The 23,357-nt window shown below is 67.9% G+C and carries 20 protein-coding genes, 4 tRNA genes and 2 pseudogenes; 16 read left to right on the forward strand and 10 right to left on the reverse strand.

What is annotated here, in order from left to right:
• Positions 1-62: 62 nt before the first annotated feature.
• The 6 genes from NQV15_RS10360 to NQV15_RS10385 form a co-directional block, all read right to left on the reverse strand.
• Positions 63-2,786 (reverse strand): helix-turn-helix transcriptional regulator, encoded by a 2,724-nt coding sequence (locus NQV15_RS10360; RefSeq protein ID WP_232399747.1) that lies wholly within the window; start codon positions 2,784-2,786, stop codon positions 63-65.
• Positions 2,787-2,926: 140 nt separating this feature from the next.
• A complete protein-coding gene (locus NQV15_RS10365) occupies positions 2,927-3,589 on the reverse strand; it encodes a hypothetical protein (protein WP_232399748.1) in 663 nt (220 codons plus the stop codon).
• Between the two features lie 56 nt (positions 3,590-3,645).
• Positions 3,646-4,974, reverse strand: a complete 1,329-nt coding sequence (locus tag NQV15_RS10370; protein WP_232399749.1) for a sensor histidine kinase — start codon at positions 4,972-4,974, stop codon at positions 3,646-3,648.
• Positions 4,967-5,644 carry a response regulator transcription factor gene (locus NQV15_RS10375; protein ID WP_232399750.1) on the reverse strand — a complete coding sequence of 226 codons (678 nt, stop codon included), beginning with the start codon at positions 5,642-5,644 and terminating at the stop codon, positions 4,967-4,969. Before NQV15_RS10375 ends, NQV15_RS10370 begins: the two co-directional genes overlap by 8 nt.
• Before the next feature lie 1,089 nt (positions 5,645-6,733).
• Positions 6,734-7,339 carry a hypothetical protein gene (locus NQV15_RS10380; protein ID WP_232399751.1) on the reverse strand — a complete coding sequence of 202 codons (606 nt, stop codon included), beginning with the start codon at positions 7,337-7,339 and terminating at the stop codon, positions 6,734-6,736.
• A gap of 64 nt (positions 7,340-7,403) precedes the next feature.
• Complete coding sequence (locus tag NQV15_RS10385; RefSeq protein ID WP_232399752.1) at positions 7,404-7,895, reverse strand: hypothetical protein; 492 nt, start codon at positions 7,893-7,895, stop codon at positions 7,404-7,406.
• Between the two features lie 147 nt (positions 7,896-8,042).
• Here NQV15_RS10385 and NQV15_RS10390 point away from each other — a divergent pair, with 147 nt between their 5' ends.
• The 5 genes and pseudogenes from NQV15_RS10390 (at position 8,043) to NQV15_RS10405 (ending at position 11,742) form a co-directional block, all read left to right on the forward strand.
• The gene (locus NQV15_RS10390) at positions 8,043-8,579 is read left to right on the forward strand and encodes an RNA polymerase sigma factor (protein ID WP_232399753.1); all 537 of its coding nucleotides are present in this window, start codon (positions 8,043-8,045) and stop codon (positions 8,577-8,579) included.
• Positions 8,566-9,240 (forward strand): hypothetical protein, encoded by a 675-nt coding sequence (locus NQV15_RS10395; protein WP_232399754.1) that lies wholly within the window; start codon positions 8,566-8,568, stop codon positions 9,238-9,240. Before NQV15_RS10390 ends, NQV15_RS10395 begins: the two co-directional genes overlap by 14 nt.
• Positions 9,241-10,193: 953 nt before the next feature.
• Positions 10,194-10,316, forward strand: a pseudogene (locus NQV15_RS18210) (peptidase inhibitor family I36 protein); the annotation flags it as partial.
• 43 nt (positions 10,317-10,359) lie between these two features.
• Complete coding sequence (locus NQV15_RS10400) at positions 10,360-11,421, forward strand: toprim domain-containing protein (RefSeq protein ID WP_232399755.1); 1,062 nt, start codon at positions 10,360-10,362, stop codon at positions 11,419-11,421.
• A 123-nt stretch (positions 11,422-11,544) separates the two neighbouring features.
• Positions 11,545-11,742 (forward strand): helix-turn-helix domain-containing protein, encoded by a 198-nt coding sequence (locus tag NQV15_RS10405; protein WP_232399756.1) that lies wholly within the window; start codon positions 11,545-11,547, stop codon positions 11,740-11,742.
• Positions 11,743-11,839: 97 nt separating this feature from the next.
• Here NQV15_RS10405 and NQV15_RS10410 read toward each other — a convergent pair.
• Together NQV15_RS10410 and NQV15_RS10415 are read right to left on the reverse strand one after the other, a co-directional pair.
• Positions 11,840-11,911, reverse strand: a tRNA-Val gene (locus NQV15_RS10410).
• Positions 11,912-12,000: 89 nt separating this feature from the next.
• A complete protein-coding gene (locus NQV15_RS10415; protein WP_232399757.1) occupies positions 12,001-12,834 on the reverse strand; it encodes an aminotransferase class IV in 834 nt (277 codons plus the stop codon).
• 81 nt (positions 12,835-12,915) lie between these two features.
• Between NQV15_RS10415 and NQV15_RS10420 the strand changes: the two genes are divergently transcribed.
• From NQV15_RS10420 to NQV15_RS18215, 4 genes and pseudogenes are all read left to right on the forward strand, one after another.
• Positions 12,916-12,987, forward strand: a tRNA-Gly gene (locus tag NQV15_RS10420).
• A gap of 28 nt (positions 12,988-13,015) precedes the next feature.
• Positions 13,016-13,086: transfer RNA gene (locus NQV15_RS10425), tRNA-Cys, on the forward strand.
• A gap of 24 nt (positions 13,087-13,110) precedes the next feature.
• A tRNA-Val gene (locus NQV15_RS10430) sits at positions 13,111-13,182 on the forward strand.
• Positions 13,183-13,826: 644 nt separating this feature from the next.
• Positions 13,827-14,726: pseudogene (locus NQV15_RS18215) on the forward strand (DUF222 domain-containing protein); the annotation flags it as partial.
• 366 nt (positions 14,727-15,092) lie between these two features.
• Here the strand turns inward: NQV15_RS18215 and NQV15_RS10440 are convergent.
• Positions 15,093-15,989: a YihY/virulence factor BrkB family protein gene (locus tag NQV15_RS10440; RefSeq protein WP_232399760.1), complete on the reverse strand. Its 897-nt coding sequence runs from the start codon at positions 15,987-15,989 to the stop codon at positions 15,093-15,095.
• A 17-nt stretch (positions 15,990-16,006) separates the two neighbouring features.
• Here NQV15_RS10440 and NQV15_RS10445 point away from each other — a divergent pair, with 17 nt between their 5' ends.
• The 5 genes from NQV15_RS10445 (at position 16,007) to NQV15_RS10465 (ending at position 21,230) form a co-directional block, all read left to right on the forward strand.
• Positions 16,007-17,656, forward strand: a complete 1,650-nt coding sequence (locus NQV15_RS10445) for an acyl-CoA dehydrogenase family protein (RefSeq protein WP_232399761.1) — start codon at positions 16,007-16,009, stop codon at positions 17,654-17,656.
• The gene (locus NQV15_RS10450; protein WP_232399762.1) at positions 17,656-18,282 is read left to right on the forward strand and encodes a hypothetical protein; all 627 of its coding nucleotides are present in this window, start codon (positions 17,656-17,658) and stop codon (positions 18,280-18,282) included. Before NQV15_RS10445 ends, NQV15_RS10450 begins: the two co-directional genes overlap by 1 nt.
• 307 nt (positions 18,283-18,589) lie before the next feature.
• Positions 18,590-20,275: a nitrite/sulfite reductase gene (locus NQV15_RS10455; RefSeq protein WP_232399763.1), complete on the forward strand. Its 1,686-nt coding sequence runs from the start codon at positions 18,590-18,592 to the stop codon at positions 20,273-20,275.
• On the forward strand, positions 20,275-20,475 hold the full coding sequence (locus NQV15_RS10460; RefSeq protein ID WP_232399764.1) for a hypothetical protein: 201 nt from the start codon (positions 20,275-20,277) through the stop codon (positions 20,473-20,475). The genes NQV15_RS10455 and NQV15_RS10460 overlap by 1 nt, the downstream gene beginning before the upstream one ends.
• Positions 20,472-21,230, forward strand: coding sequence for a sirohydrochlorin chelatase (locus tag NQV15_RS10465; RefSeq protein ID WP_232399765.1), 759 nt, complete (start codon positions 20,472-20,474; stop codon positions 21,228-21,230). The genes NQV15_RS10460 and NQV15_RS10465 overlap by 4 nt, the downstream gene beginning before the upstream one ends.
• Positions 21,231-21,287: 57 nt before the next feature.
• Here the strand turns inward: NQV15_RS10465 and NQV15_RS10470 are convergent, their stop codons facing one another.
• Positions 21,288-22,127 (reverse strand): PPK2 family polyphosphate kinase, encoded by an 840-nt coding sequence (locus NQV15_RS10470; protein ID WP_232399766.1) that lies wholly within the window; start codon positions 22,125-22,127, stop codon positions 21,288-21,290.
• A 38-nt stretch (positions 22,128-22,165) separates the two neighbouring features.
• Here NQV15_RS10470 and NQV15_RS10475 point away from each other — a divergent pair, with 38 nt between their 5' ends.
• A complete protein-coding gene (locus NQV15_RS10475) occupies positions 22,166-22,816 on the forward strand; it encodes a pyrimidine reductase family protein (RefSeq protein ID WP_232399767.1) in 651 nt (216 codons plus the stop codon).
• A gap of 27 nt (positions 22,817-22,843) precedes the next feature.
• Entirely contained in the window at positions 22,844-23,332 is a 489-nt protein-coding gene (locus NQV15_RS10480; protein WP_232399768.1) for a hypothetical protein, read from the forward strand.
• Positions 23,333-23,357: the final 25 nt, after the last annotated feature.

Below are 23,357 nucleotides of genomic sequence, written 5' to 3' on the forward strand. Positions count from 1 at the left end.
GCGACAACGGCGGGAGCCCTCATCCGGGGCTCCCGCCACTTTCGCGCTCGGCGGATATCCGGCTAGGACTGCTGGCTCGACAGGACGTCGGCAAGCTGGGCGCGGGAGCTGATTCTCAGCTTCGTGAACACCTTGCTCAGGTGGTACTGAACGGTCTTGGGGCTGATGAACAGGCGGGCCCCGACCTCCCCGTTGGTCAGACCCTCACTGGCCAGCCGGGCCACCTGGGCCTCCTGCGGCGTGAGCTGCGGGCCGGTCGCGACCGTGGCGCGCTTGCTGAGGGTCTCCCCCGTGGCCAGCAGCTCGCTCCGCGCACGCCCGACGAATACCGTCATGCCCGCCGACTCGAACATGTCGTACGCGATGCGTAGCTGGGCACGCGCGTCGACACGGCGACGCTCCCGGCGCAGCCACTCCCCGTACAGCAGATGGGCACGCGCCGCATCGCTCCGCATCCGCGTACGACCCAGCCGTTCGATCGCGTCGAGGTAGTGGCGCTCGGCCTCGGGCCCCTCGCTCAGCAGCGCGCGCGACCGCGATTGGATGCCGAGTGCCCAGTCCGTGCCGCTCGCGCTGGTCGCCTGCTCGAGCCGGGCGAACGTATCAACTGCCGTACTCGTCTCGCCGGCCCGCACAGCGGCCTCCACCACCTCGACCGCCGCCCACGCCGACGACGACGCCAGGTCGGCCTGGGCAGCCGCGCGCTCGGCCAGCGGCAGCGCCGCCGCATAGTCGCCGGCGCCGTTGTTCAGCAATGCCTGGCAGAACTCGGCGGTGCTCAGCCAGATGCCTTCGCCACGCAGCATGATGTCAGCAGTCGTGGACTCGATGATCGCCCGGACCTCGGCCCGATCCCCGCGGAACGCCGCGAGGATCAGCCTGGGTTCGGGCCCGAGCGCGAGACCCGTTGCCTCGGCGACGATCCTCAGCTCGTCGAGGAGGACTCCTGCCGCGGTGAGCTCTCCGGAGAAGGTGAGCATCATCGAGCGGGAGATGAGCGCCAGCGGCAGCTCGGCCAGCGCGCCCGCCGTGCGGGCGAGCTCGATGTGGCGCGCCGACAGCACGTCCCAGCTCTCGTCGTCCCAGACGTGGAGCGCGGCGATACCAGACAACCAGAGCAGATTCCGCTCGCACTCCGACACATCGCTGCGTGCGGCCGTGACGGCACGACGCAGGATCGGAAGCGCCGACACGAACCCCTCGGTGCAGTACGTCGAGAGACCGTCGAGGAGCAGGTCGGTGAGGGTCGGATCGGCAGGATATGACAGGTGCCGCGCAGCCTCAGCCACCCCCATGACCCCGCCCATTGAGAGTCGGCCGGCGGATATCGCCGCTTGGAGCGCGCGCAGGTACGTCGCACGCGACAGGGCAGGGTCGATGGGCGCGAGCCGTCGGGCCGCCTTGAGCAACAACGGCGGAGCGTCGCTGCCTCGACCCAGCACGTACGCGAGCTGGGCCCGGACAAGGTCCGCGCGGGCTGCCTGGCGGTCTGTCGTCGGGCTCTGCTCGACGACGGCCAGCAGATCGGCCGCGGCCTCGTACGCCCCCGATTCCACCTTGGCGCCGGCTGCGGCCAGGGCCCGCTCGACCCGCAGACTCGGATCGAGCGTCAACATGGTCGACCGCTCGAGAAACGCCGCTGCAGCTGCCAACCCGCCCCGCGCCCGAGCCCGGTCGGCGCAACGTTCCAGCTCAGCGGCGACAGACTCGTCCGGGCCATTCGCCGCCTGGGCTCGATGCCAGGCACAGCGGTCGGGGTCACGCTTCGCATCGGTCACGTCCGCCAATGCCTGGTGCACCAGCTGCCGCTCCTGCAGCGACGCGGAGCGGTAGACCGCCGAGCGCACGAGGCAGTGTCGAAATCGCACGTGAATGCCGAACTCGGCCAATCCGTCGGCAACGGCAGGTGCGGCGGCCTCGGTGTCGATGCCGAGCAGGGTGCCAGCGCGCCACGTGATCGTCGGCTCGCCCGTCGGCTCGGCCGCGGCGATCAGCAACAGCCTCCTGGTGTCATCGGGCAAGGCTTCCACGCGGCGCAGGAAGCTCTCCTCGATGCGTGCTGACAGACCCGCAGGGCTGTGCATCCCGAAGCCACCAGCCAGCTCATGACCCATCAGATCGCGATGGAGCTCCATCAGCGCCAGCGGGTTGCCATGGGTCTCGGCGAGGATCCGATGACGGACCGGCTCGTCGAGCGGCCCGGTCCAGACGAGGTCCAGCAACGCCGCGGCATCGGCTCGCGACAGACCTTCGAGTGCGATCGTGGGCAGATTGGCGATCTCCGGGTCAGCGGTGCGTGTTGCGATGAAGAAGGCGATCGGGTCGGCGGCAAGTCGTCGGGCCACGAACGAGAGCACCTGCACGGACGCATGATCCAGCCACTGGAAGTCATCGATCACACAGATCAGTGAATGCCCCTCGGCCGCATGGGACATCAGGCCCAGGACGGCCAGTCCGATCAGCAGCCGGTCCGGCACCGGGCCGGCGCTCAGGCCGAATGCGATGCTGAGGGCGTCACGCTGCGGGTCCGGCAGCTGGTCGAGCCGGTCCAGGATCGGCGCGCACAGGTGCTGCAACCCGGCATAGGCCAGCTCCATCTCAGCCGCGATGCCGGCGACGCGAACCACACGACAGCCCGCGGCCTGACCGACGACATACTCCATCAGCGCGGACTTGCCCACGCCGGCATCACCACACAGCACCAACGCGCCACCTGCCCCGGACTGTGCTCCGCGCAGGACCTCGTCCAGTCGGCGGCACTCGAGGCGGCGATCAATGAGGTGCATATACCATGGAATGGTGACACATGTCACACCGCGCCACATTCGTTTCGGGAAGACCGCCGCCGATCGCCCCGGGAACGCGAGTTCACGGGGCGATCGGCGTGTGCGGCACCAGGCCGTGGTGGACCTGATTCCGGCTGAGGTCAGTCCTGGTCGGTGTCGACCTGCGTGACCTCGAACGAGCTGCTGAGATCGATCTCGGTCTCGGCACCGTTGGCGGTGAGCACCTGGACCGAGTAGGCCTCTGCTGGGTCATCGCCGAGGTCGACGCCGGAGATGACGCCCTTCGCCTGCGCGAGAACCGCCTCGACGACGGCGGTCAGATTCTGCTCGGTGAGCTGTCCGACCGGGGCCGGGTCATCGGCGTCATCGGGCTCGGCCTTTTCGGTCCTTCCGACCGATGCAACGCCGTCCGCGCCGACCAGCACAGTCGTCTCGTCACCGTTGGATGTCTCGAGGTCCACGCTCCACAGGCCATCGCGATGCGCTTCGATCGATGTCGGCGTGCCCTCCGCCTCGGCGGTGGCCGCGGTCAGCACACGGACGAGCGATGCGGCGTCCGTGGCGCCGTGGCGGGCCGCAGGCTCCGCGTGGTCAGTGCCGGTCGTGTCAGTCAGCGCACTACGGCTGACGAGGTCGTCATCGTCCCCGTCGTCGTCGGCCATCGCGGAGCCGAGGCCGATACCGCCGACCAGGAGGGCTGCAGCGCCGACACCGCCGGCGATCCATCGGGCCGGATGTGAGCGCCAGGAAGAGATGCGTTCAGGCTGGACGGGGTGGGTCTGGGTCTTTGGTGTGTCGGTCATGACTCCACCCTCGGGCCGAGCCGCTGAACAGGACCTGAAACCGCCTGAAGGCTCCTTCAGGCGGCAGCAGGGAGGGTGACGACGAACCGCGCGCCGCCGCTCGGGGACGCCTCGACGTGCACCTGGCCGTCATGGGCGCGGGCGATTGCCCGAACGATCGCGAGCCCCAACCCGCTCCCGCCCGCCTCGCGGGCGCGGGCCTCGTCGAGACGGACGAACCGCTCGAACACCCGATCCCACTCGGCCTCGGGGATGCCCGCGCCATCGTCATCGACCGTGAGGACCGCTGTGCCGTCCACCTCCGCGACGCCGAGCGCGACCCGGCCCGCGGCGTGGCGGACGGCGTTGTCGACCAGGTTCCGGATGAGCTGACCGAGCAGCCGCGCGTCACCGGCGACCCGCGCGGCGCCGATCGCCGAGCCGTCCACCAAGATCCTCGGTGACGTCGTCCGCAACCTCGTCGCCTCCGCGATCATCAGGTCGTCGAGATCGACCGGCTCGGCACCGCGGGGAGCGCCCTCGTCGAGCCGTGCCAGCAGCAGCATGGCCTCGACGATCGCCTGCATGCGTCGCCCCTCCTCCAGCACCACGTCGGAGAGCTCCTCCGCGCTGGTCACCTCAGGGTGCGAGCGCGCGAGCTCGGCGTGCTGCCGCAGGGTCGCCAGCGGGGACCGGAGCTCGTGGGACGCATCCGAGACGAACCGGCGCTGAGCCTGCTGGGAGTCGTCCAACCTCGCCAGCATCCGGTTCATGGTCCCGGCGAGCCGCGCGATCTCGTCGCCGGAGCCGCCCTCGGGCACCCGGCGGTCGAGCCGGTCCGCACCGATCGCGTCGACCTCCTTGCGGATGCGAGACACCGGCGCGAGCGCTCGCCCCACCACGAACCACACCGTCGCGGCCACGAGCGCCACCAGCACCGGGATCGCCACGAGCAGGAGCCGGCCGACCGCGCCGCTCACCTGCTCGTCGTCCTCGATCGAGAATGCGAGCAGGATCTCGCGGCCGTCGTCGAGGTCCTCGCTCACCACCAGGGCGGGCTCGTCGTCCACGACGACCTCGGTGGGATCCTCACGGCGCGGCAGGGTCTCGCCCTCGGCTTCCTCCGACTGGGCGAGCACCGTCCCGTCCGCGTCCACCAGTTGCGCAGCCTCGTCATCGAGTCGCGTGATCACCTCCGGGCCCTGTCGCATCACCTCCTCGGCCAGCGCCTGCACCCTGATCTCGGCGGAGTTCTCGGCATCGGCGCGCAGGCTGTGGGCCAGGGCGGACCTGAAGGCGATCGCGCCGAGCGCCAGCGCCACGGCAACCACGACCACGGCACCGATGGTGACGCGCGCCCTCAGGGACCGCAGGCGGATCGCCAGCCCGCGTCCGAGCTCAGCCACCGTGCACCGACAGGCGGTAGCCGGCGCCGCGCACGGTCTCGATGGTCGTCCGCCCGAACGGTCGGTCGATCTTGCGCCGCAGGTGGCCGACGTAGACCTCCACGATGTTGGGATCGCCCTCGAAGTCCTCGTCCCACACGTTGCCGATGACCTCCCGCTTCGACCGGACCTGGCCGGCGTGCCGCAGCAGGTACTCCAGCACCGCGAACTCGCGACTGGTCAGCTTGATCTCGGTCCCAGCGCGAGTCACGCGTCGGGTTCCCGGATCCAGGGTCAGGTCGTCCGCGGTCAGGACCGCCGGACGTTCCGGTGCGCCGCGACGCACGAGGGCACGGATGCGCGCGACCAGCACGGCGAAGGAGAACGGCTTGGTGACGTGGTCGTCCGCGCCGCCCTTGAGCGACTCGACCTCGTCCCACTCGCCGTCGCGTGCCGTGAGCATCAGGATCGGCGTCCAGTCCCCGGCGTCCCGGAGGGCCGCACACACCTTCCAACCGCTCATCCCGGGCATCATCAGGTCGAGCACGATGACGTCGTAAGAGTTCTCCTGTGCCAGCCACAGCCCGTCGATCCCGTCATGAGCGACGTCGACGGCGAATCCCTCCGCCACCAGACCACGGCGCACGCCCTCCGCGAGCGAGACCTCGTCGTCAACGAGCAGGATGCGCATGCACCCAGTGTGGCCGGTGCAGACTGAAGCCGGGCTGAAGGCCGGCTCCTGCGACCGGCGAAGAGCTACGCGAGACATGTGGGCGTGCGTACAGCACCGAGATGCGGCCTGCCGGCAAGCTCCATCCCGATGGCGATTAGTCGGTGGAGGTACGGCTCTCGCCGCGGTTGCCATGGTCAAACGGATCACCGGGTGGGAACTCGTGTCTCACTGCTGCACGCATGTTGCACGAAACTGGAGAGCAAAGAGGCTCCCGGCCGCGTTTCCGCTGGTCAGGAGCCCTTTTCTCACGGTGGGCGATACTGGGTTCGAACTTTTGAGAACGGTTCGCCGCCTCTTCTTCCGATGACGGTTGTCCTGGCGTAACGTCGCAGGTCAGAGCCCTTTTTGGCGCGTTGCAGCGCCTGCCAGACCGGGACAAACCCGGCCATCCTAAGACGTCGTTATTCCTCGTATGTTCCTCAGAGGGCGGTACTGGAAGGACAAAAGATGCCCGGAGAACCCTCGCGGACAAGGCGCGGATTCGGTCGAGTCGAAAAGCTTCAGTCCGGGCGCTACCGGGCCGACCGGTCCCGACGGACGGCCCTACCGGGCACCGATCACCTTCGATGCCAAGGACGACGCCGCCGCCTGGCTGTCGGCCCGCCGGCCCGGAAGGCGGCGGGTCGCGAGGACCTCCGCTGGCACGACCTACGACACACAGGCGCGGTTCTGGCAGCCCAGACCGGCGCAACTCTCGCCGAGCTGATGGGCCGCCTCGGCCATTCCACTCCCGGCGCGGCCATGCGCTATCAGCACGCAGCCGCCGACCGTGACGCGGAGATCGCGAGACGGCTTTCCGCGCGCAGGAAAGATGCGTGAGAAGCGCACGCGGGGCGGATCCACCGCTGTTGCTTCGGTTTGGTCTGCGATGGCTCAACCCGACCGAGGTAGGTGCCTGTCCGGGTCGGCTGCTGGCAAAAATTCCGAGGCGGCACAACTCGCGTCTGCGGTCCATCGCTATATCTCGCAATCGAGATGTCGCGTTTGCAGGAAGTTACACGACCGGTCAGTCGAAGGTTCAGACCCCTTCGAACTCTGGATCACCTTTCACTCGGGGAGCTCGACACGAGCTGATTGCCCATCGCGGCTGGGGTAAACGAGGAACAATTTGCCGGTCGAGGACCTCGTGAGGCGGAAATCGCTAGCGAATCTTTGGGTGTCCGGCATGGGCATTCCTGCGGCCGCGATCAACCGGTAGTGCCAGCCTTCGGCCTGGTAGAGACCGAGATTGCCTCGCTCAACCGCAGTGCCGAGGCGAAGCAAGTACTTCGTGTTGCCCTCCGGGGAGGAGGCCTCGTACAGAGGGGTCGTCGCAGATTCTCGCGCGATTGTCCCCAACAGAACTGTCGCGATAATGGTGACGACGACGACGAGGAACTGTCCGATCAAGGTAAAGAATCGCATGGCGGTGCCGCCCCGAACGGCTAGAACCATCATCGCTACCGCAGCGAAGCACCATGTGGCGGCCAGGTAGACGACCGCAGCGAGCCCGAGGGTGGATAACGGACCTAGGACAAGTATCTTGCGCTCCAGCACCACTGTGAGAGCAGTGGCAAAGGCTAGGAGTGCGAAACCGCTCGATAGGCAGACGATGCGCGACCTTCCCCGGTTGCGGGGGGCGGTTGCCGATACCTGTGCGCCTGCTTCGATCATCTACTTGACCGTGCCCTTCCTTGAGACTGAATTGTCGCGTCGGACGCCGGGCGGCGTTGAACTCTTACAGTCCCGCCAGCGCAAGGAGCCGAGCAGTTGCAGCGTCGCAGAGTTCGTCGCGCTGCGCGATCGTCGGACTGGCCTCAGGGTCAGTGAACATGAGTCGGCCAAGCCCGATGGGCGACAGAAAGTTGGTGGTCCAGCAATCCTGCAATGCGCTCCGCAGTTTTGTCGCCGGGCTTGCGCCGAACCGTCCTTGAAGGAAAGCCTTAAGCCTCAACTGTGGCGTCGGGTAGCTGACGAGTACTGTGCGCCATGCTTCGCCAAGCGACGGTGTCCCGCTGGCTTCCATGTCGCGCATCGCCTTGCCGACGAGCCATCCGTCGGCATCGCCTTGCAGGTCTCCCTTGTCGAAACCTCGCTCCAGCGCGGCAGCTCCGGGGGCTCCTAGGTTCGACGTGACCCAGCTAGCGACCGTCCCGGGGTATGGGCCGGTTCCCTCGAGGTTCTTTCTTGCTGCTGTCGCGTAGGACTTCCAGATCTGGATGAAGAGCATGGCGATTCCGCCAGCCGCTCAACGGTTGGCAGAGCATCTTTCGATTCCCCGAGGTCGAGGCTGGCGCCCTCAATCTTTCGAAAAATAGTGTCACCGGGTCGGTCACAATCCTGGTGCCGCGAGACAACTATGAGTCATGGAGACAATATGACGAGCGATGGTGAGTTGATCGCTCTCGTTGCTGCGGGCTCGACCGAGGCGTTCGATCTGCTCTACTCGACGCATGTCGCGACTGTAGGTCGATATGCGTGGGGTGTGTCGTCTTCGCGACAGTCTGCCCAGGAACTAGTGCAGGACACGTTTTTGACGTTGTGGCACAACGCGGGTCGAATCACGTTGATGACCGATTCAGCGCTCCCTTGGCTACTTGCCACGTGCAAGAACCACTCGCGCAACCTCGGGCGGGCCGAGAGTCGTCATTCGAGGCTCATCTCGACGCTGACCCAAAGAAGGCGCCTTGCCGAGAGCATGGCCGAGGAGCCCGATGCACCGATGCGATGGATCCATGACGCCATAGACCGGCTCCCGCGTCACGAGGCCATGGTCGTCCATCTGTGCCTGGTCGAGGACATGGCCTACAAGGACGCCGCTACCGTTCTTGGGCTGTCCGACACGGCCGTCGCGAAACGCCTCCAGCGAGCACGGACCAAACTTCGGAAGGACCTGGCCAATGAAGACGCCTGACACCGCACCCCCGGAGGGTTCTGACTGGGTCGCCTTCGTCGACGAGACGCGGGCAGCGATCGGACGCAACCTCGAACAGTCGGCGCACCGTCGCTGGTCCATCGGCCGCTGGCTGGGTGTCAGTGCTGCAGGACTGGTCGTTGTAGCGGCAGGAAGTGCTGCTGCTGTTGCGACAGGAATAGTGGCGAACCCTTTGACGACTTCCTCGCCGAGCCGGGAGTCCATCAACCCGGCCGAGGTCAGTGCCGAGTACGAATCGGCGAAGCAGGTCTTTGGCGCCCCGTTCCCAACAGATGTGGAGCTGCCGGACCTGGCTGGCCGCGTCGACGGCCTCGTGACCAAAGCGAACGGCGATGTCACCTTCGAGCAGGGAGTCGGTGAGTCCCAGCTGGTCACCGTGTGGAGGTGCGCCTGGCAACGCTCGTATCTGAATGGTGCGCAGGCCGATGACCTGCCCGCTCAGGAGCGTGCGGCTGACCACCTGTCGCGCTACTACGAACTGCCTTTGGTCAAGAAATGGGTACGCGATCCTGACCACGCTTGGTACGAGGAGACCATGGTGCCGGCGATGAACGGGGATTTGGGACCGCTGCAAGCCGACCTGCAAAACAGTTGCGGCGAACCATTCGCTGGGACCGCCGCACGGTCGGGTGACAAATGACTCGATCGTGTCCGTCCCATCTTCGGTTCGATCCACGAATCGTGGGATCGTCGCGGAGCCACGCTGTGAAGGACAACTGGAGATTGGTGCACCCCCAGGGGGCACACTTCGGGTGTAACGGGTCGCAGCCGTAGGCAACGAGCCCTGGAATTACAGGCAGGATGCGAATTTGCTTGCAATTGCAGGTGGGTTCGTCTATTCGAGTCCCTCCTCGGACACGTTTACTGCTCATAGGGTGGTTCTTCACGAAAACGGAGGACCACCCTATTTTGGTCCGACGCTCATCACCCCCTGGTTTTTTCGCTCGGGTCGTAGGTCAGAGTCCGCAACAAGAACCGGGCTGCAACCTCCGAAAACCGCGCAGCGCGAATCGCCACAGTCAGTTAGGTCTGGGAGGTATGAGGAGCAGCACGAAGTTGCCATCGGCCAAGGGCTACCCTGCTGGAACGGCGTGATCGCCGTCGCCGACCGCAAGGACGTGCGGGGCGACTCGATTCGACAATATGGCATTTGAATCATCAGGTCCGGCGTTACTGGAAGTCCTTGATTCACTCAGACCCCCGACAGTGTTCACCCGTCGGGCCAGCGCTCGGTCGGGGATTGCGCTGAAATCACCGGCTCGCTTCACGCGCTCAAGACGAGCCGGATGCCGTCCGGGACCGAGACGGCCGGCCGCCACCTCTAATCCCAAGTGTTCCGCAGGGCCCTATGGCGTGCGCCAACGCCGCTGGGCGAGAAGTCTGGTCTCCGTGGCGTATCGCACTTCAAGTGCGGGAATCACGCCACAACGCCAACTCGGTGCGCGTCCGTGATCGCTGGCGACACTTCGGGAAAGACCAAGCATGAAGAATCTAAGAACAGCAATTGCGATCGCGGCGTGCGCCGGTGCTCTGGTGAGCGTAAGCCCCGCCCTTCTCGCCCAGGCGACGGCGGCGGACCAGTCAATAGCGGCGATGTCTGAATGTCCGACTGGCTACTTCTGTGTTTGGTCGGATACGAACTATTCAGGGAGCATGCAACGCATCTCAGCGACCAACGCGTACCGCCCGATCAGTCTCACCAGTACGCGTTCGTACTACAACCATCGGTCTCAGCGGACGTGGCTGCACGAGGATCCCGATGGTGGTGGGTCCAATCTTTGCTCGTCGATCGGCCATCGGCATCGGCTCGCTCGTGCCCAACACCGCCGACACCATCGTGTTCCACAAAGGTGCCCAACTGTTCGGGATCGCCGAGACCCACATGGCCGACGGTTCGATCCCCGTGCTGGTCGAAGGCCCGATGGATGCCATCGCCGTCACCGTCGCGACCGGCGGCGCCTACCTCGGCGTCGCACCCCTTGGCACGTCACTCACGGCCGAGCAAGCCGCGCACCTCGCCGCGCTGGGTGCCCATCCAGTCGTCGCCATCGACGGCGACCTCGCCGGCCAGGTCGCGGCCGAACGCGACTACTGGCTCCTTTCACCCCACGGCGTCAACCCGCAGCACGCGCCGATGCCCGCAGGCCAGGACCCTGCAAGCCTGCTCGCCGACCGCAACCCCACCGCTTTGCGAGCAGCGCTGTTCAACGCGGGACCACTGGCCGACGTACTCATTGACGAGCGCCTCACGCACCTGAGCGCCGAGTCCCAGAAGGTCGTCCAGACCGCTGACATCATCGCCGGCCAACCAGCAGCCCAGTGGGACGCACAAATCGCCAGGACCACCGAACGAATCGGCGTCCCGGCGGGGACGATCCGCGGCGCCGTCACCGCCGCCGCACAGGCCTGGAACGACGACCGACGTCGAGCCAGCGGGCGCCAGCTCGACAACATCACGGCTGTGCGAGCACGCATGCAAGCAGCAGATGACGCCATACCAGCAGAGCGCTGGGCTCCCCTGGCCCAGGAAATCGACCCGCGCCTCACCGAGCACACCGACTGGCCCGCCACCGCCGCCATGCTCCAGGACGTCCACAACGCCGGCCACGACCTGCCTAGCCTCACCCGGCAACTCGTCGCCGAGCAGCCCTTAGGAGAAACACCCGCCCAAGAACTGCGGTATCTCCTGGTCAGCTACCTCCCCGACGACGAGACGCCGGTTGCGGCCCCGGTCAGCGAACGGCTCCATCAAAGCGCGGAGAGGGACCGAGCGGACACGCTGACGACTAGGGCACGCCCCCACACCGGACCCTCGCGATAGCACCTCTCCACCTGTGGACCTGCGACCCAACGGGGGCAGATTGTGGCCACTCGCAGACAGATGTCGCCCCTTGAGGACTATGGGCGACCGGCAGAGTGTCGCCAACAAACCCAGGAGCCCGCCATGCCCGCAACAGTCACGCGCCGCCTCGTCTCGCTAGCCGATGCTGCCGACGCACTCGCCGTCTCGACCAGGACCGTTCGCCGCTACATCGCCGAGGGCCAGCTTGACGCGGTGCGGCTCGGACGCAAAACGCTGCGAATCAAGGTCGATTCGATCGAGCGCTTCATCGATGCTCGTCCAGTGGGCGGCTGGAGATGACGGTCGGATGAGGCCAAATGCGCTCTGCGTTGTTCCTCGGGTGTTCCTCGAAATGGAAAGAGACCCTCGAAAGGGCCTCTGACCTGCACTTATACGGTGGGCGATACTGGGTTCGAACCAGTGACCTCTTCGGTGTGAACGAAGCGCGCTACCACTGCGCCAATCGCCCGTGTGGTGCGTCAGAAACCATAACCTACTCCCCCATCGTGCCACGAGGCACCCGGCGCCACGACCGTCCCGGCCGGCGCACGACGGGTCTCAGGGGTCGATCCCCTTGGCAGCCTCACGGGCCCAGATCGCCTGTGCCTGCTGGGTGATCGGGCCCGGTGCGGCGAGCTCCACGTCGTCGACGCGGGCGACCGCCTGAACGTCACGGGTGGTCCCGACCAGGATGACCTCCTCGGCGCTCTTCAGCAGCTCGATAGAGCCGTCCTCCTCGACGACGTCCAGCTCGCCGGCGCACCACTCCAGCACCAGGGCTCGCGTGACGCCGGCCAGCGGCCCGGCCTCCAGCGTGGGGGTGATGAGCCGGTCGTCGATCACGTAGAAGACGTTCGATCCGGTGCCTTCGCAGACCTGACCTCGCGTGTTGGGAATCACAGCCTCGGACGCGCCGCGGGCGGCCGCGTACTCGACCATGAGCGCGTTCTCGGCGTACGACGTCGTCTTGAGGCCCGAGAGAGCGCCGCGCTCGTTGCGGGGCCACGGGACCGTCACGACGCTTGTGACACCCGGAGGCCGCGTCCCAGGCTCCGTGATGACCATCTGCGTCAGCGGTCCGCCACCCCGCGGCGAACCGAGCGGGCCCCGTCCGGACGTCACGGTGATCCGGATCCGGCCGAAGGGCAGATCCTGGCCGTCCATCGTCGCGTCGATGCCCTCGCGGATGGCTCCGAGGTCCGGCTTGCCGATCCCGAGCCCGTCCGCCGACCTCAGCAGCCGGTCGAGGTGACGCGTCAGCGCGAACGGCTGGCCGTCCTCGATCTTGACCGTCTCGAACACTCCGTCGCCGACGATCATGCCGTGATCGAGCGGGCTGATCGCCGGATCTTCAGGGGATTTCAGCAGCTGACCGTTGACCCACGTCTTCATGCCGCCACGCTACGCCTACCCCGGTTTTGGGCCCAGCAGGAGCATCGGCTAATGTTCTATCTCGGCCCCGCAAGAGGCCAAGCGGACATAGCTCAGTGGTAGAGCATCACCTTGCCAAGGTGAGGGTCGCGAGTTCGAATCTCGTTGTCCGCTCGGAGACGGGTCTCCATACCCATCCGGTGGTGGGTTGGCCGAGAGGCGAGGCAACGGACTGCAAATCCGTTTACACGGGTTCAAATCCCGTACCCACCTCGAACGTCACAACTAAATAATCTTGGGCGATTGGCGCAGCGGTAGCGCGCTTCCCTGACACGGAAGAGGTCACTGGTTCAAACCCAGTATCGCCCACAGAGAGAAAGCCCCCGGGGTTCGCCCCCGGGGGTTTTCCTTTGCCCTGACCCGTCTCGCCAGGGTCTTTCTCATCTGAGCAGTTCAGGACCGGCCGGGACCTCGCGAGCTGCTGCCCACGCATCTACCGTGAGGGGGCCGCTCCTGCTCGCCTCCCCTGGGAGAGCAGGGGCGGCGTCTGTTCACCGGACGTTCATGGCTTGGAGGTTGGCGGGCAGCCGGGCGGCCCGTAGCGTCGAGGGTGAGCCGGTTGGTCACGCACCACCGGTGCACACAGCGGCCGAGCGGGCTTCCTCCAGGGCCCGCCGCCGCGACTTGGCCCCCGCCGATTGGACGGGGGCTTCGTCATGCGAGGCACCAAAATACTGTCTCACGATTCGAACACATGTTCGACACATTCGATGTTTCGCGGTAGTCTGGAATCAGCGTCGACCATCGTGGTCGGGTTTCATCCAGGCATCCTGCGTCTCTAAACCGTCAACGCTGGCACGTCCCCCAGGATGCGTATGTCTGCCCTTCTCGAACAGCTCCCCCACCCGTTGACGGATGGGGTCGCAGCGATTGAGGACGCCTTGGACCGGATGCCGGTCGACGGGTGGCGCGGGCTCGAACCGGACGTCCTGCGGTCGGCGGCCGAGCGGTTGATGCGTGTCGAGGCGCGGGTCAAGGCCCACCTGCTGGCCGCGACGCGGGCCCTGGAGGACACCGGGGCCGCCAAGGACGCCGGCGCCACGTCGACCGGCGCACTGCTGGCCGGAGCCTTCGGCGGCGATCGCCGGGCCGCCGATGCCATGGTCCACCGTGGCAAGACGCTGGAGGCCGCACCGGCGACCGAACAGGCCCTCGCCGGCGGAAAGATCGGCGCTGCGCAGGCCGACATCATCGCCGGCGCCATCAAGGACCTGCCCGGTGACACCACCGCCGAGCAGAAGCAGGCCTGCGAGGACACGCTCATCGGCGACGCCGCCCGGTACTCCCTGAAGGACCTGCGGTCACGCGCCCGGCGGATCACCGACCAGTTCAAGCCCGAGCCCGAGGTCGACCAGGCCGAGAACGACACCCTGCAGGACCAGGAGAAGAAGGCCTGGGGCGCATCGGAGTTCTGGATGCGCTCGAACGGCAACGGCACCACCACCGGTGGCTTCACGCTGCCTGACGCCCAGGCAGACATGCTGATGGCCTCGATCAAGGCCGTTTCCGCGCCCCGCCGCGACCACCTGCGCGATCATCCCGGCGCGGCTGGCCAGTCCCCCGAGGACGGCGAGACCGGCAGCTCGTTCTACGACCGCGAGCTGGCCTACCGCACCCGCCTGGGCATGGGATTCGCCGAGGTCTGCTCACGTCTGCCCGGGCACCTGCTCCCGGGCCGATCAGGTCTCGGCGCGACCCTGCTGGTCCATCTGGACCTGGCGACCCTGGTCGACGGGGTCAAGGCCGCGACCCTGTCATCGGGCACCCGCATCTCGGCCTCGCAGGCGCGCCTGATGGCCTGCCAGCTCGGCATCATCCCCCAGGTCTTCGGCGGCAAGAGCGTCCCGCTCGACCACGGGCACGAACAACGCCTGTTCACCAAGGCCCAGAAACAAGCGCTGTCGGCCCGCGACGGCGGCTGCACCGCCCCCGGCATGGGGGTCCCCCCGCACAAGGCGCGTAGCGGCGGGGGAGGACCGGCCACCCGAACAGTGCGAGGGCCACCACTGGCGACAACCCTGGTCACACGGAGGCGCCACCACCCTCGACGACGGGGTGCTGATCTGCCCGTTCCACCACCGCCGCGTCCACGAACAGAACTGGCAGGCCCGGCTCGGCCCCACCGGGCACATCCAATGGAGACGGCCAGGCGACGCCACCTGGCAGCAGAACCACCGGTGGCGGCCATGAGCAGGCGGAACGCAGAAGGAACGGTGCGCTCAGGCGACCGGTGTGCGCTGGTGTCCCCAGCGGGAGTCCTCGATGCCCTTCTCGACGGCCACGTTGATCGCCGCCCCGATGAGCACCGAGATCGACAGGACGTACAGCCACAGCAGGACGGCGATGGGCGCCGCGAGCGGTCCGTAGATCGACATGCCGCCGCTGGAGAAACCGAGCGCCCAGCGGACGAGGTAGCTGCCCAGGATCCACAGGACGAGCGTGAACGCGGCCCCGGGAAGGCCGACGCGCCACTGCTTCCGCACCGGGACGGCCAGGTGGTACAGCGTGGTCAGGAAGCCGATCGACAGCAGCAGGACCGCCGGCCAGTAGAAGATGCGCAGGAACGACCACCGGTCCGAGAGGATGTCCGCCGCGAGCTCAGGGCCGAGCAGCACCATCGGCACCAGCACGATGCCGACCAGCAGGGCCGCGATGTACAGCGTGAACGACAGGGCGCGGGTCTTGATGATCCCCCGGTGCCCACCGAGCCCATAGATGATCGAGATCGTGTCCATGAAGACATTGAGGGCGCGCGATCCCGACCACAACGCCAGGACGAAGCCGATCGAGATGACGTCGATGCGTCCCGATCCGAGCACCTCGTCCAGCGTGGGAGTGATGACCTTGTCGACCGTGCTGTCGGTCAGCGCCTTCGACGCCAGGTCGATGATGCCGTCCTTCAGGACGTCGACCTGGGCGACGTCGTAGCGCTCGGCGATGAAACCGATCGTCCCGGCGAGCCCGAAGACCAGGGGCGGCAGCGACAGGATCGCGAAGAAGGCGGCCTCCGCCGCGAGGCCCGTGACGCGGTACTGGAAGCAGCTGCTGACGGTGCGGGCGACGACTCTGCTCAGCGCTTCGAGCAGCGCCGGTCGGCTCACCCGTTCGGCCACCATGGCTCTACCGTAGCGACATGGACCCCCTGCAGCGTGCACCCCAGAACCAGGCGTCGCCACTGGTCGGTCACAACGTCGCCACCGCCGACCACGCGCTGATGGACGCCGTCACCGCCTTCGGCGGCGAGCATGCCTCCGACATCGTCGCTGCCCTCACGCCCATGGGGTCGCTGGCCGGATCGGCCGAGGCGCGCGAGCACTGGCACCTGGCCAACGAGAACGAGCCCGTCCTGCGCACGACCGACCGGTTCGGCAACCGGGTCGACGAGGTCGAGTTCCATCCCTCGTGGCACTGGCTGATGACCCAGGGCGTCGGTTTCGGGCTCACCGCCGAGCCGTGGACGTCGCGCAGCCCCGTCGCGCACCTGCAGCGCGCGGCCGGCTTCTACACGTGGGGTCAGGTCGAGCAGGGCCACATGTGCCCGATCACCATGACGTACGCCGTGATCCCGGCGCTGCGGGTCGACGATGCGGTCGCCAAGCAGTGGACGGCCGGGCTGGCGTCGCGCACCTACGACTTCGGGCTCCGCTCCCCCGACACGAAGGCCGGGCTGCTGGCCGGCATGGGCATGACCGAGAAGCAGGGCGGCTCGGACCTGCGCACCAACCAGACGCAGGCCCGTCCCACCGAGGCACACGGCGAGTACCTCCTGACTGGCCACAAGTGGTTCACCTCGGCGCCGATGAACGACATCTTCCTGGTCCTGGCACAGGCGCCCGAGGGCGTGACGTGCTTCGTCGTGCCGCGGGTCCGGCCCGACGGCACCCGAAACTCGGTGTCGATCGTCCGGCTGAAGGACAAGCTCGGCAACCGCTCGAACGCCTCCAGCGAGCTGGAGCTCAACGACACGTGGGCCGTTCGGCTGGGCGACGAGGGCCGCGGCATCCGCACGATCATCGAGATGGTGTCGGCGACCCGCCAGGACTGCATCCTCGGCTCGGCCGGCATCATGCGCAAGGCCGTGGCCGAGGCCGCATGGCACACCTCGCAGCGGTCCGCGTTCGGCGCGACCCTGGCCGACCAGCCAGCCATGATCAACGTCCTGGCAGATCTTGCCGTCGAGAGCGAGGCCGCCACGATGGTCTCGCTGCGCCTGGCATCTGCGGTCGACAAGCCCCACGATGCCCACGAGCAGGCACTGCGGCGCATCGGGCTGGCGCTGGAGAAGTTCTGGGTCTGCAAGCGGACGCCGTTCATGGTCGCCGAGGCGCTGGAGTGCCTGGGCGGCAACGGCTACGTCGAGGAGTCCGGCATGCCGCTGCTGTTCCGGGAGTCCCCGCTGAACTCCATCTGGGAGGGCTCGGGCAACGTCAACGCCCTCGACGTGCTGCGCGCGCTGGCCCGCGAGCCGGAGAGCCTGGACGCCTGGATCACCGAGGTCGGCTCGGTGCGCGGGGAGAACCGCCACCTGGACGCCACGGTCGACGACGTGCTGACCGAGCTGGCCGACCTATCCGACATCGAGGTGCGCGCTCGGCGCATCGCCGGACGCATGGCGGCAGCCCTGCAGGGCACCGTGCTGCTGCAGCACGGCGACGCGTCCGTGGCGGACGCGTTCTGCGCCTCCCGACTCGGAGGCGACTGGGGCGGTACCTTCGGGACGCTGCCGCGGGGACTCGACCTCGCCGGCATCGTCTCGCGCACCACCCCACACCTGGAGTCCTGATGGGTCGTTTGCTGGTCATTCCCGTGCTGACGTCTGCGGTGCTGACGTTGGTCGCCGCCATGGCGCTGCGTGCCGCCGACGCGATCCTGGCCGTCGCGGCCGTCGCGGGCGTCGCCGTGCTGTTCAGCTGGTACGCCCAGCTGCACTCCACCGAGGACCACGCCGCGGGCGGGCTGGTCAACCCCGCGGGGGTGCTGACACTCGCAGCGGTCGGCCGGCGCCCTTGGGCCACCGCCCTGCCGGCCCTCGCCGCACACATCGTCGGCGCGGTGCTCGGCGGGCTGGCCGCGCTCGGCCTGGACGACGAGCTGGGCGACACGCTGGTCTTCACCGACCCGAGCCTGGCGCTGGCCGGCGTCGGTGCTGCGATCGTCGGGCTCGTCGGCGCTTGGGCAGTCCTTGCCGTCGACGCGGGTGGCTCCGAAGGGGTGTCGGCCGTCCCGGCCGTGCTGGGCGGTGCCGTGCTGCCGCTCGGCCTGCTCGCGGTCTTCCACCCGGCCGCGGTGATCGGCCTGGCCACCGCTGGCCTCGTCCCGTGGGACGTCGCACTGGTGGCCGGCGCCAGCACGTTGGCCGCGTCCGTCGTGGGTGCCTATCTGGTCTCGCTGCTCGTACCGGCGGAGTGACACGCCTCCCGCCCCGAAATCGTTTTGCCCGGCATCCTGCATCGCCAGACCACGATGTGGACACCTGTTCCAGATGGTGAGATCGACGCTTGTCGCCCGGGCCATACGTCTACAGACTGAACCCATGCTTTCGGCGCACCCCATCTGGCTGGTAGGACGACTTCACGTCGACCTCGGTCGCGCCCGCAACATGATGTGTCGCTGATCAACGCGCGACCTCTGCACTGATCTCGATCAATCCAGGCGCGCGGCGACCCACCGTGACGAACCTGTCCTGATCGCCGTGCGCCCTGCCCAAGGGAATCTCATGGCATCAGCACCTGGCACCAACACACCTGCCCGTCGGCCGCGCCCCAAGCGCGGCGAGGGCCAGTGGGCGTTGGGCTACCGCGAGCCGTTGAACGCCAACGAGCAGTCCAAGAAGGACGACAACCCGCTCAATGTCCGCGCCCGGATCGAGAACATCTACGCGCACGGCGGCTTCGAGTCGATCGACGGCGGCGACCTGCGCGGCCGGTTCCGCTGGTGGGGCCTGTACACGCAGCGCAAGGAAGGCATCGACGGCGGCCGGACCGCGACGCTGGAGCCCGAGGAGCTGGACGCGGACCGCTTCATGATGCGGGTGCGCATCGACGGCGGTCAGCTCACCCTCGAGCAGCTGCGGACCGTCGCGGACATCTCGGTGGAGTTCGGCCGCGACACCGCCGACCTCACCGATCGCCAGAACGTCCAGTACCACTGGATCGACGTGCGGGACGTGCCGACGATCTGGAACCGGCTCGAGGCCGTCGGCCTGTCGACGCAGGAGGCCTGCGGCGACTGCCCCCGCGTCATCCTGGGCTCCCCCGTCGCCGGCATCTCGGCCGCCGAGATCATCGACGGGACGCCGGCGATCGACGCCATCGAGAGCACCTTCATCGGTGACCGCGAGTTCTCCAACCTGCCCCGCAAGTTCAAGTCGGCCATCAGTGGCAACCCCGACCACGACGTCGTCCCGCAGATCAACGACGTCGCCTTCACCGGAGCCGTCCACCCCGTGCATGGCCCCGGCTTCGACGTCTGGGTCGGCGGCGGGCTGTCGACCAACCCGATGCTGGCCCAGCGCCTGGGCGCCTGGGTGTCGCTGGAGGACGTCCCCGAGGTGTGGAAGGGAATCGTCAGCATCTTCCGCGACTACGGCTACCGTCGCCTGCGGACCCGCGCGCGGTTGAAGTTCCTCGTCGCCGACTGGGGCATCGAGAAGTTCCGTGAGGTGCTGGAGACCGAGTACCTGCACCGGACGCTGGACGACCTGGACGCCCCTGCGATGCCCGAGACCCCCGCCGACCACGTGGGCGTCTTCCCGCAGACCGACGGACGCTTCTACGTCGGCGTCGCCCCGACGGTCGGGCGCATCTCCGGCACACTGCTGAACCAGTTCGCCGACATCGTCGAGGCCCACGGCAGCGACCGGGTGCGCACCACGCCGATGCAAAAGCTCGTCGTGCTGGACGTCGAGGCGGACCGGGTCGAGTCGCTGGTCGCCGCGCTGGACCAGATCGGCCTGCACGCCCGCCCGTCGCAGTGGCGCCGCAACACCATGGCGTGCACCGGCATCGAGTACTGCAAGCTGGCGATCGTCAACACCAAGGACCGGGCACGCACCCTGATCGACGAGCTCGAGGAGCGCGTCCCCGAGCTCGACACCGCCATCACGGTCAACGTCAACGGCTGCCCCAACTCGTGCGCCCGCATCCAGACCGCCGACATCGGCCTCAAGGGGATGCTCGTCCTCGATGAGAACGGGGAGACGGTCGAGGGATTCCAGGTCCACCTCGGTGGCGCCATGGGGCTGGAGGCCGGATTCGGCCGCAAGCTGCGCCAGCACAAGGTGACCGGCGACCAGCTGCCCGGCTACGTCGAGCAGCTCTCCAAGACCTATCTCAAGGAGCGCGACCCGGGCGAGTCGTTCGCCCGCTGGGTCGCCCGCGCCGACGAGGAGGTGCTGCGCTGATGAGAGGCATCCCCTACCACTGCCCCTACTGCGCCGACGAGAACATCCGGCCGCACGGCGAGAAGCACGGCGAGTGGGAGTGCCGCTCCTGCCTGAGAGCGTTCCGGCTCGGCTTCATCGGCCAGCTCTCCCCCGAAGACCTGACGACCCACGCATCACCCACCACAGCAGCACCCACTGGAAGGAGGCACGCATCATGACCGCACCAGCACTCATCGCTCTTGCGCACGGCAGCACGGATCCCCGTTCCGCCCAGACCATCACAGCCCTCACGGAGATGGTTTCGTGCATGCGGCCCGACCTCCGCGTGGCTCCCGCATTCCTCGATCACGTCGGCCCGACCTTCGACGAGGCCGTCGACCGGCTGGTCGCCGAGGGGCACCAGGAGATCGTGGTGGTCCCGCTGCTGCTGAGCGAGGCGTACCACGCCAATGTGGACGTCCCGAAGGTCGTCGCGGCGGCCCTGGCACGTCACGAGGGCATCGAGATCCACGCGACCGCGGTCCTCGGCATCGAGTCGGCGTTCTTCCACGTGCTCGACAAGCGGCTGCGTGAGGCGTTGTCGAAGAACCGGGTGCGGGAGCTCGACGCCCTCGTCCTGGCGGGTGCCGGTTCGTCCGACCCGATCGCCAATGCGGCAATCTCGCGGGCGGCCCGGGCGTGGGGAGCGCACCACAAGCTCCCGACGATCGCCGCCTTCGCGTCCAGCGTCCCCCCGGCCGCCGGTGAGGCCGTGCGTCAGCACCGCGCCGACGGACGTCGTCACATCGCGGTCGGCCAGCTCTTCCTCGCGCCGGGCGTCCTGCCCGACCGGGTCACCGAGCTGGCGTACGAGGCCGGGGCCGTTGCGGTCGCCGAGCCGCTGGGCGTCGACGTCGAGGTCGCCCGGGTCATCCTGGCCCGTTACGCCGTCGGTGCCGTCGACCTGGTGCCGCTCGAGGCGCTGTTCGCCTGAGCCCTGCCCCTTGAGCTTGTCGAAAGGCCCTTTCGACAAGCTCAAGGGGCGAAGGGGTCACAGCGCGGCGAGGCGCTTCTTCTCGGTCTCCACGTCGAAACTGGCCTCGGGCCACCGCAGGTCCATCGCGCGCAGCCGCTCCAGCAGCAGCATCGCGACGGCCCAGTTGCGGTACCACTTGTGGCCGCTGGGCACGAGGTGCCATGGGGCGTCCTGGCTCGTGCAGCGCGTCAGTGCAACCGCGTACGCGCGCTGGTAGTCGTCCCAGAGCATCCGCTCGTCCAGGTCGCCGCTGTCGTACTTCCAGTACTTGGCCGGATCCTCGAGCCGCGCGGCCAGCCGCTGCTTCTGGTCATCGGTCGTGATGTGCAGGAAGCACTTGATGATGACGCCACCGGAGTCCGTGAAGGCCTGCTCGAAGTCGTTGATCGCCGCGTACCGGCGCTCGATCTCTTCGGGACCGGCGAGCTGGCGCACCTTGCCGATCAGGACGTCCTCGTAGTGGGAGCGGTCGAAGATGCCGATCATCCCGGGCTCGGGCAGCGCCTTCTCGATCCGCCACAGGAAGTCGTGCTCGAGCTCCTCGGGTGTCGGCTTCTTGAACGAGGTGATCGCGAGACCCTGGGGGTCGACGAGGCCTGCGACGTGCTTGACGATGCCACCCTTGCCGGCGGTGTCCATGCCTTGCAGCACGACCAGGACCCGGGCCGGGCTCGTCCCCGCGCGTCCGCCCGCGAACAGCTTTTCCTGCAGGTCGGCCAGCTCCTCGCCGATCGCCGCGAGGCCCTTCTTCGCATCGGCCTTCTTGCCGTCGAAGCCGGTCGTGGCCCGCGAGTCGTACCGCGACAGGTCGATCGGTGCGGTCACGGCGAGCTGGGACGACAGGGACTGGGTCATCTCGGCAGTATGCAGGACAATCGCCGTAGGCTCCTGCCATGAGCCTGGACGACGCCGAGATCGAGCGCCTGTACGCCTACCCCGACACCGGCCGCCCGTGGGTGCGCACCAACTTCGTCGCGACGCTGGACGGAGCCGCCCACGCCGAGGACGGGCGGTCCGGATCGCTCGGTGGCGACGTCGACACCCGCGTCTTCCACGTCCTGCGCTCCTTGGCGGACGTCATCGTGGTCGGCGCCGGGACGGCACGGATCGAGGGCTACGGACCCGGCGACGTGCCGATAGCGGTCGTCAGCCGCCGACTGGACATCCCCGAGCGGCTCGTCGTGCCGGGGCAGCTGGTCATCACCACCGCGGACGCACCTGCCGACCGGATCGAGCACCTGCGGGAGACCGTGGACGTCATCGCGCTCGGCCGGGGCCGGGTCGACTGGGTCGCGGTCCTGGCCGAGCTCGCCGACCGCGGCTGGCACCGCGTGCTGTGCGAGGGAGGACCGACGCTGCACGGGGAGCTGGTCGCCCTGGACCTGGTCGATGAGGTCTGCCTGACGATCGCCCCGGTGCTGGCCGCCGGCGACGCGCCCCGCATCGCGCACGGGGCGCAGTCCGTCGACCGGGCGATGCGACTGGGCCACTGCGTCGCTGCCGAGGACGTGCTTCTGACCCGGTGGGTGCGCGAGCGAGCGTAGGCTGGCGCCGACGAAGGGATCCATCTCATGTTTGACGTTGCACTTCTCATCGAGCGCCAGCTCAAGGACCTCGACGCCGACCAGGTCATCGCCCTGCACGAAGGGCTTGACGACACGGTGCGATACCACCTGCTCATGCCCGTGGACATCTCCTCCGCCGCGATGGTCACCTCCGTGGGCGCGCTGGGCGGTCAGGTCGTCCCGGTGGCCGATCCGCTCCTGACCGAGGAGGTCCAGGACAGCATCGAGGAGGCCGGTCAGGACGAGCTCGAGGCGAGCGCCGCGCTGCTCACGGCCCGCGGCCAGGAGGTCACCGCCACGCTGACCCAGGACGATCCGGTCGACGCGCTGGTGCAGCTGGTCAAGGACACCAAGTCCTCCGAGGTCATCATCTTGACCGAGCCGCACGTCGTGAAGGAGTTCCTGCACGTCGACTGGAACTCTCGCGCGAAGCGCAAGCTCGACGTACCGAGCGTCCGCCTGCTCGAGCACGTGCCGTTCGACGCCCAGCAGTAACGGGGGCGGCGCTGGCGTGCGGCCG

Origin of the sequence: Aeromicrobium wangtongii (genome assembly GCF_024584515.1) — a bacterium.
GTDB classification, from domain to species: Bacteria; Actinomycetota; Actinomycetes; order Propionibacteriales; family Nocardioidaceae; genus Aeromicrobium; species Aeromicrobium wangtongii.

Coding starts and splice junctions, on each gene's coding strand:
- NQV15_RS10360 (WP_232399747.1), bottom strand. CDS start 2,786: ATGCACCTCATTGATCGCCGCCTCGAGTGCCGCCGACTGGACGAGGTC.
- NQV15_RS10365 (WP_232399748.1), bottom strand. CDS start 3,589: ATGACCGACACACCAAAGACCCAGACCCACCCCGTCCAGCCTGAACGC.
- NQV15_RS10375 (WP_232399750.1), bottom strand. CDS start 5,644: ATGCGCATCCTGCTCGTTGACGACGAGGTCTCGCTCGCGGAGGGCGTG.
- NQV15_RS10380 (WP_232399751.1), bottom strand. CDS start 7,339: ATGATCGAAGCAGGCGCACAGGTATCGGCAACCGCCCCCCGCAACCGG.
- NQV15_RS10385 (WP_232399752.1), bottom strand. CDS start 7,895: ATGCTCTTCATCCAGATCTGGAAGTCCTACGCGACAGCAGCAAGAAAG.
- NQV15_RS10390 (WP_232399753.1), top strand. CDS start 8,043: ATGACGAGCGATGGTGAGTTGATCGCTCTCGTTGCTGCGGGCTCGACC.
- NQV15_RS10395 (WP_232399754.1), top strand. CDS start 8,566: ATGAAGACGCCTGACACCGCACCCCCGGAGGGTTCTGACTGGGTCGCC.
- NQV15_RS10400 (WP_232399755.1), top strand. CDS start 10,360: ATGGTGGTGGGTCCAATCTTTGCTCGTCGATCGGCCATCGGCATCGGC.
- NQV15_RS10405 (WP_232399756.1), top strand. CDS start 11,545: ATGCCCGCAACAGTCACGCGCCGCCTCGTCTCGCTAGCCGATGCTGCC.
- NQV15_RS10415 (WP_232399757.1), bottom strand. CDS start 12,834: ATGAAGACGTGGGTCAACGGTCAGCTGCTGAAATCCCCTGAAGATCCG.
- NQV15_RS10440 (WP_232399760.1), bottom strand. CDS start 15,989: ATGGTGGCCGAACGGGTGAGCCGACCGGCGCTGCTCGAAGCGCTGAGC.
- NQV15_RS10445 (WP_232399761.1), top strand. CDS start 16,007: ATGGACCCCCTGCAGCGTGCACCCCAGAACCAGGCGTCGCCACTGGTC.
- NQV15_RS10450 (WP_232399762.1), top strand. CDS start 17,656: ATGGGTCGTTTGCTGGTCATTCCCGTGCTGACGTCTGCGGTGCTGACG.
- NQV15_RS10455 (WP_232399763.1), top strand. CDS start 18,590: ATGGCATCAGCACCTGGCACCAACACACCTGCCCGTCGGCCGCGCCCC.
- NQV15_RS10460 (WP_232399764.1), top strand. CDS start 20,275: ATGAGAGGCATCCCCTACCACTGCCCCTACTGCGCCGACGAGAACATC.
- NQV15_RS10465 (WP_232399765.1), top strand. CDS start 20,472: ATGACCGCACCAGCACTCATCGCTCTTGCGCACGGCAGCACGGATCCC.
- NQV15_RS10470 (WP_232399766.1), bottom strand. CDS start 22,127: ATGACCCAGTCCCTGTCGTCCCAGCTCGCCGTGACCGCACCGATCGAC.
- NQV15_RS10475 (WP_232399767.1), top strand. CDS start 22,166: ATGAGCCTGGACGACGCCGAGATCGAGCGCCTGTACGCCTACCCCGAC.
- NQV15_RS10480 (WP_232399768.1), top strand. CDS start 22,844: ATGTTTGACGTTGCACTTCTCATCGAGCGCCAGCTCAAGGACCTCGAC.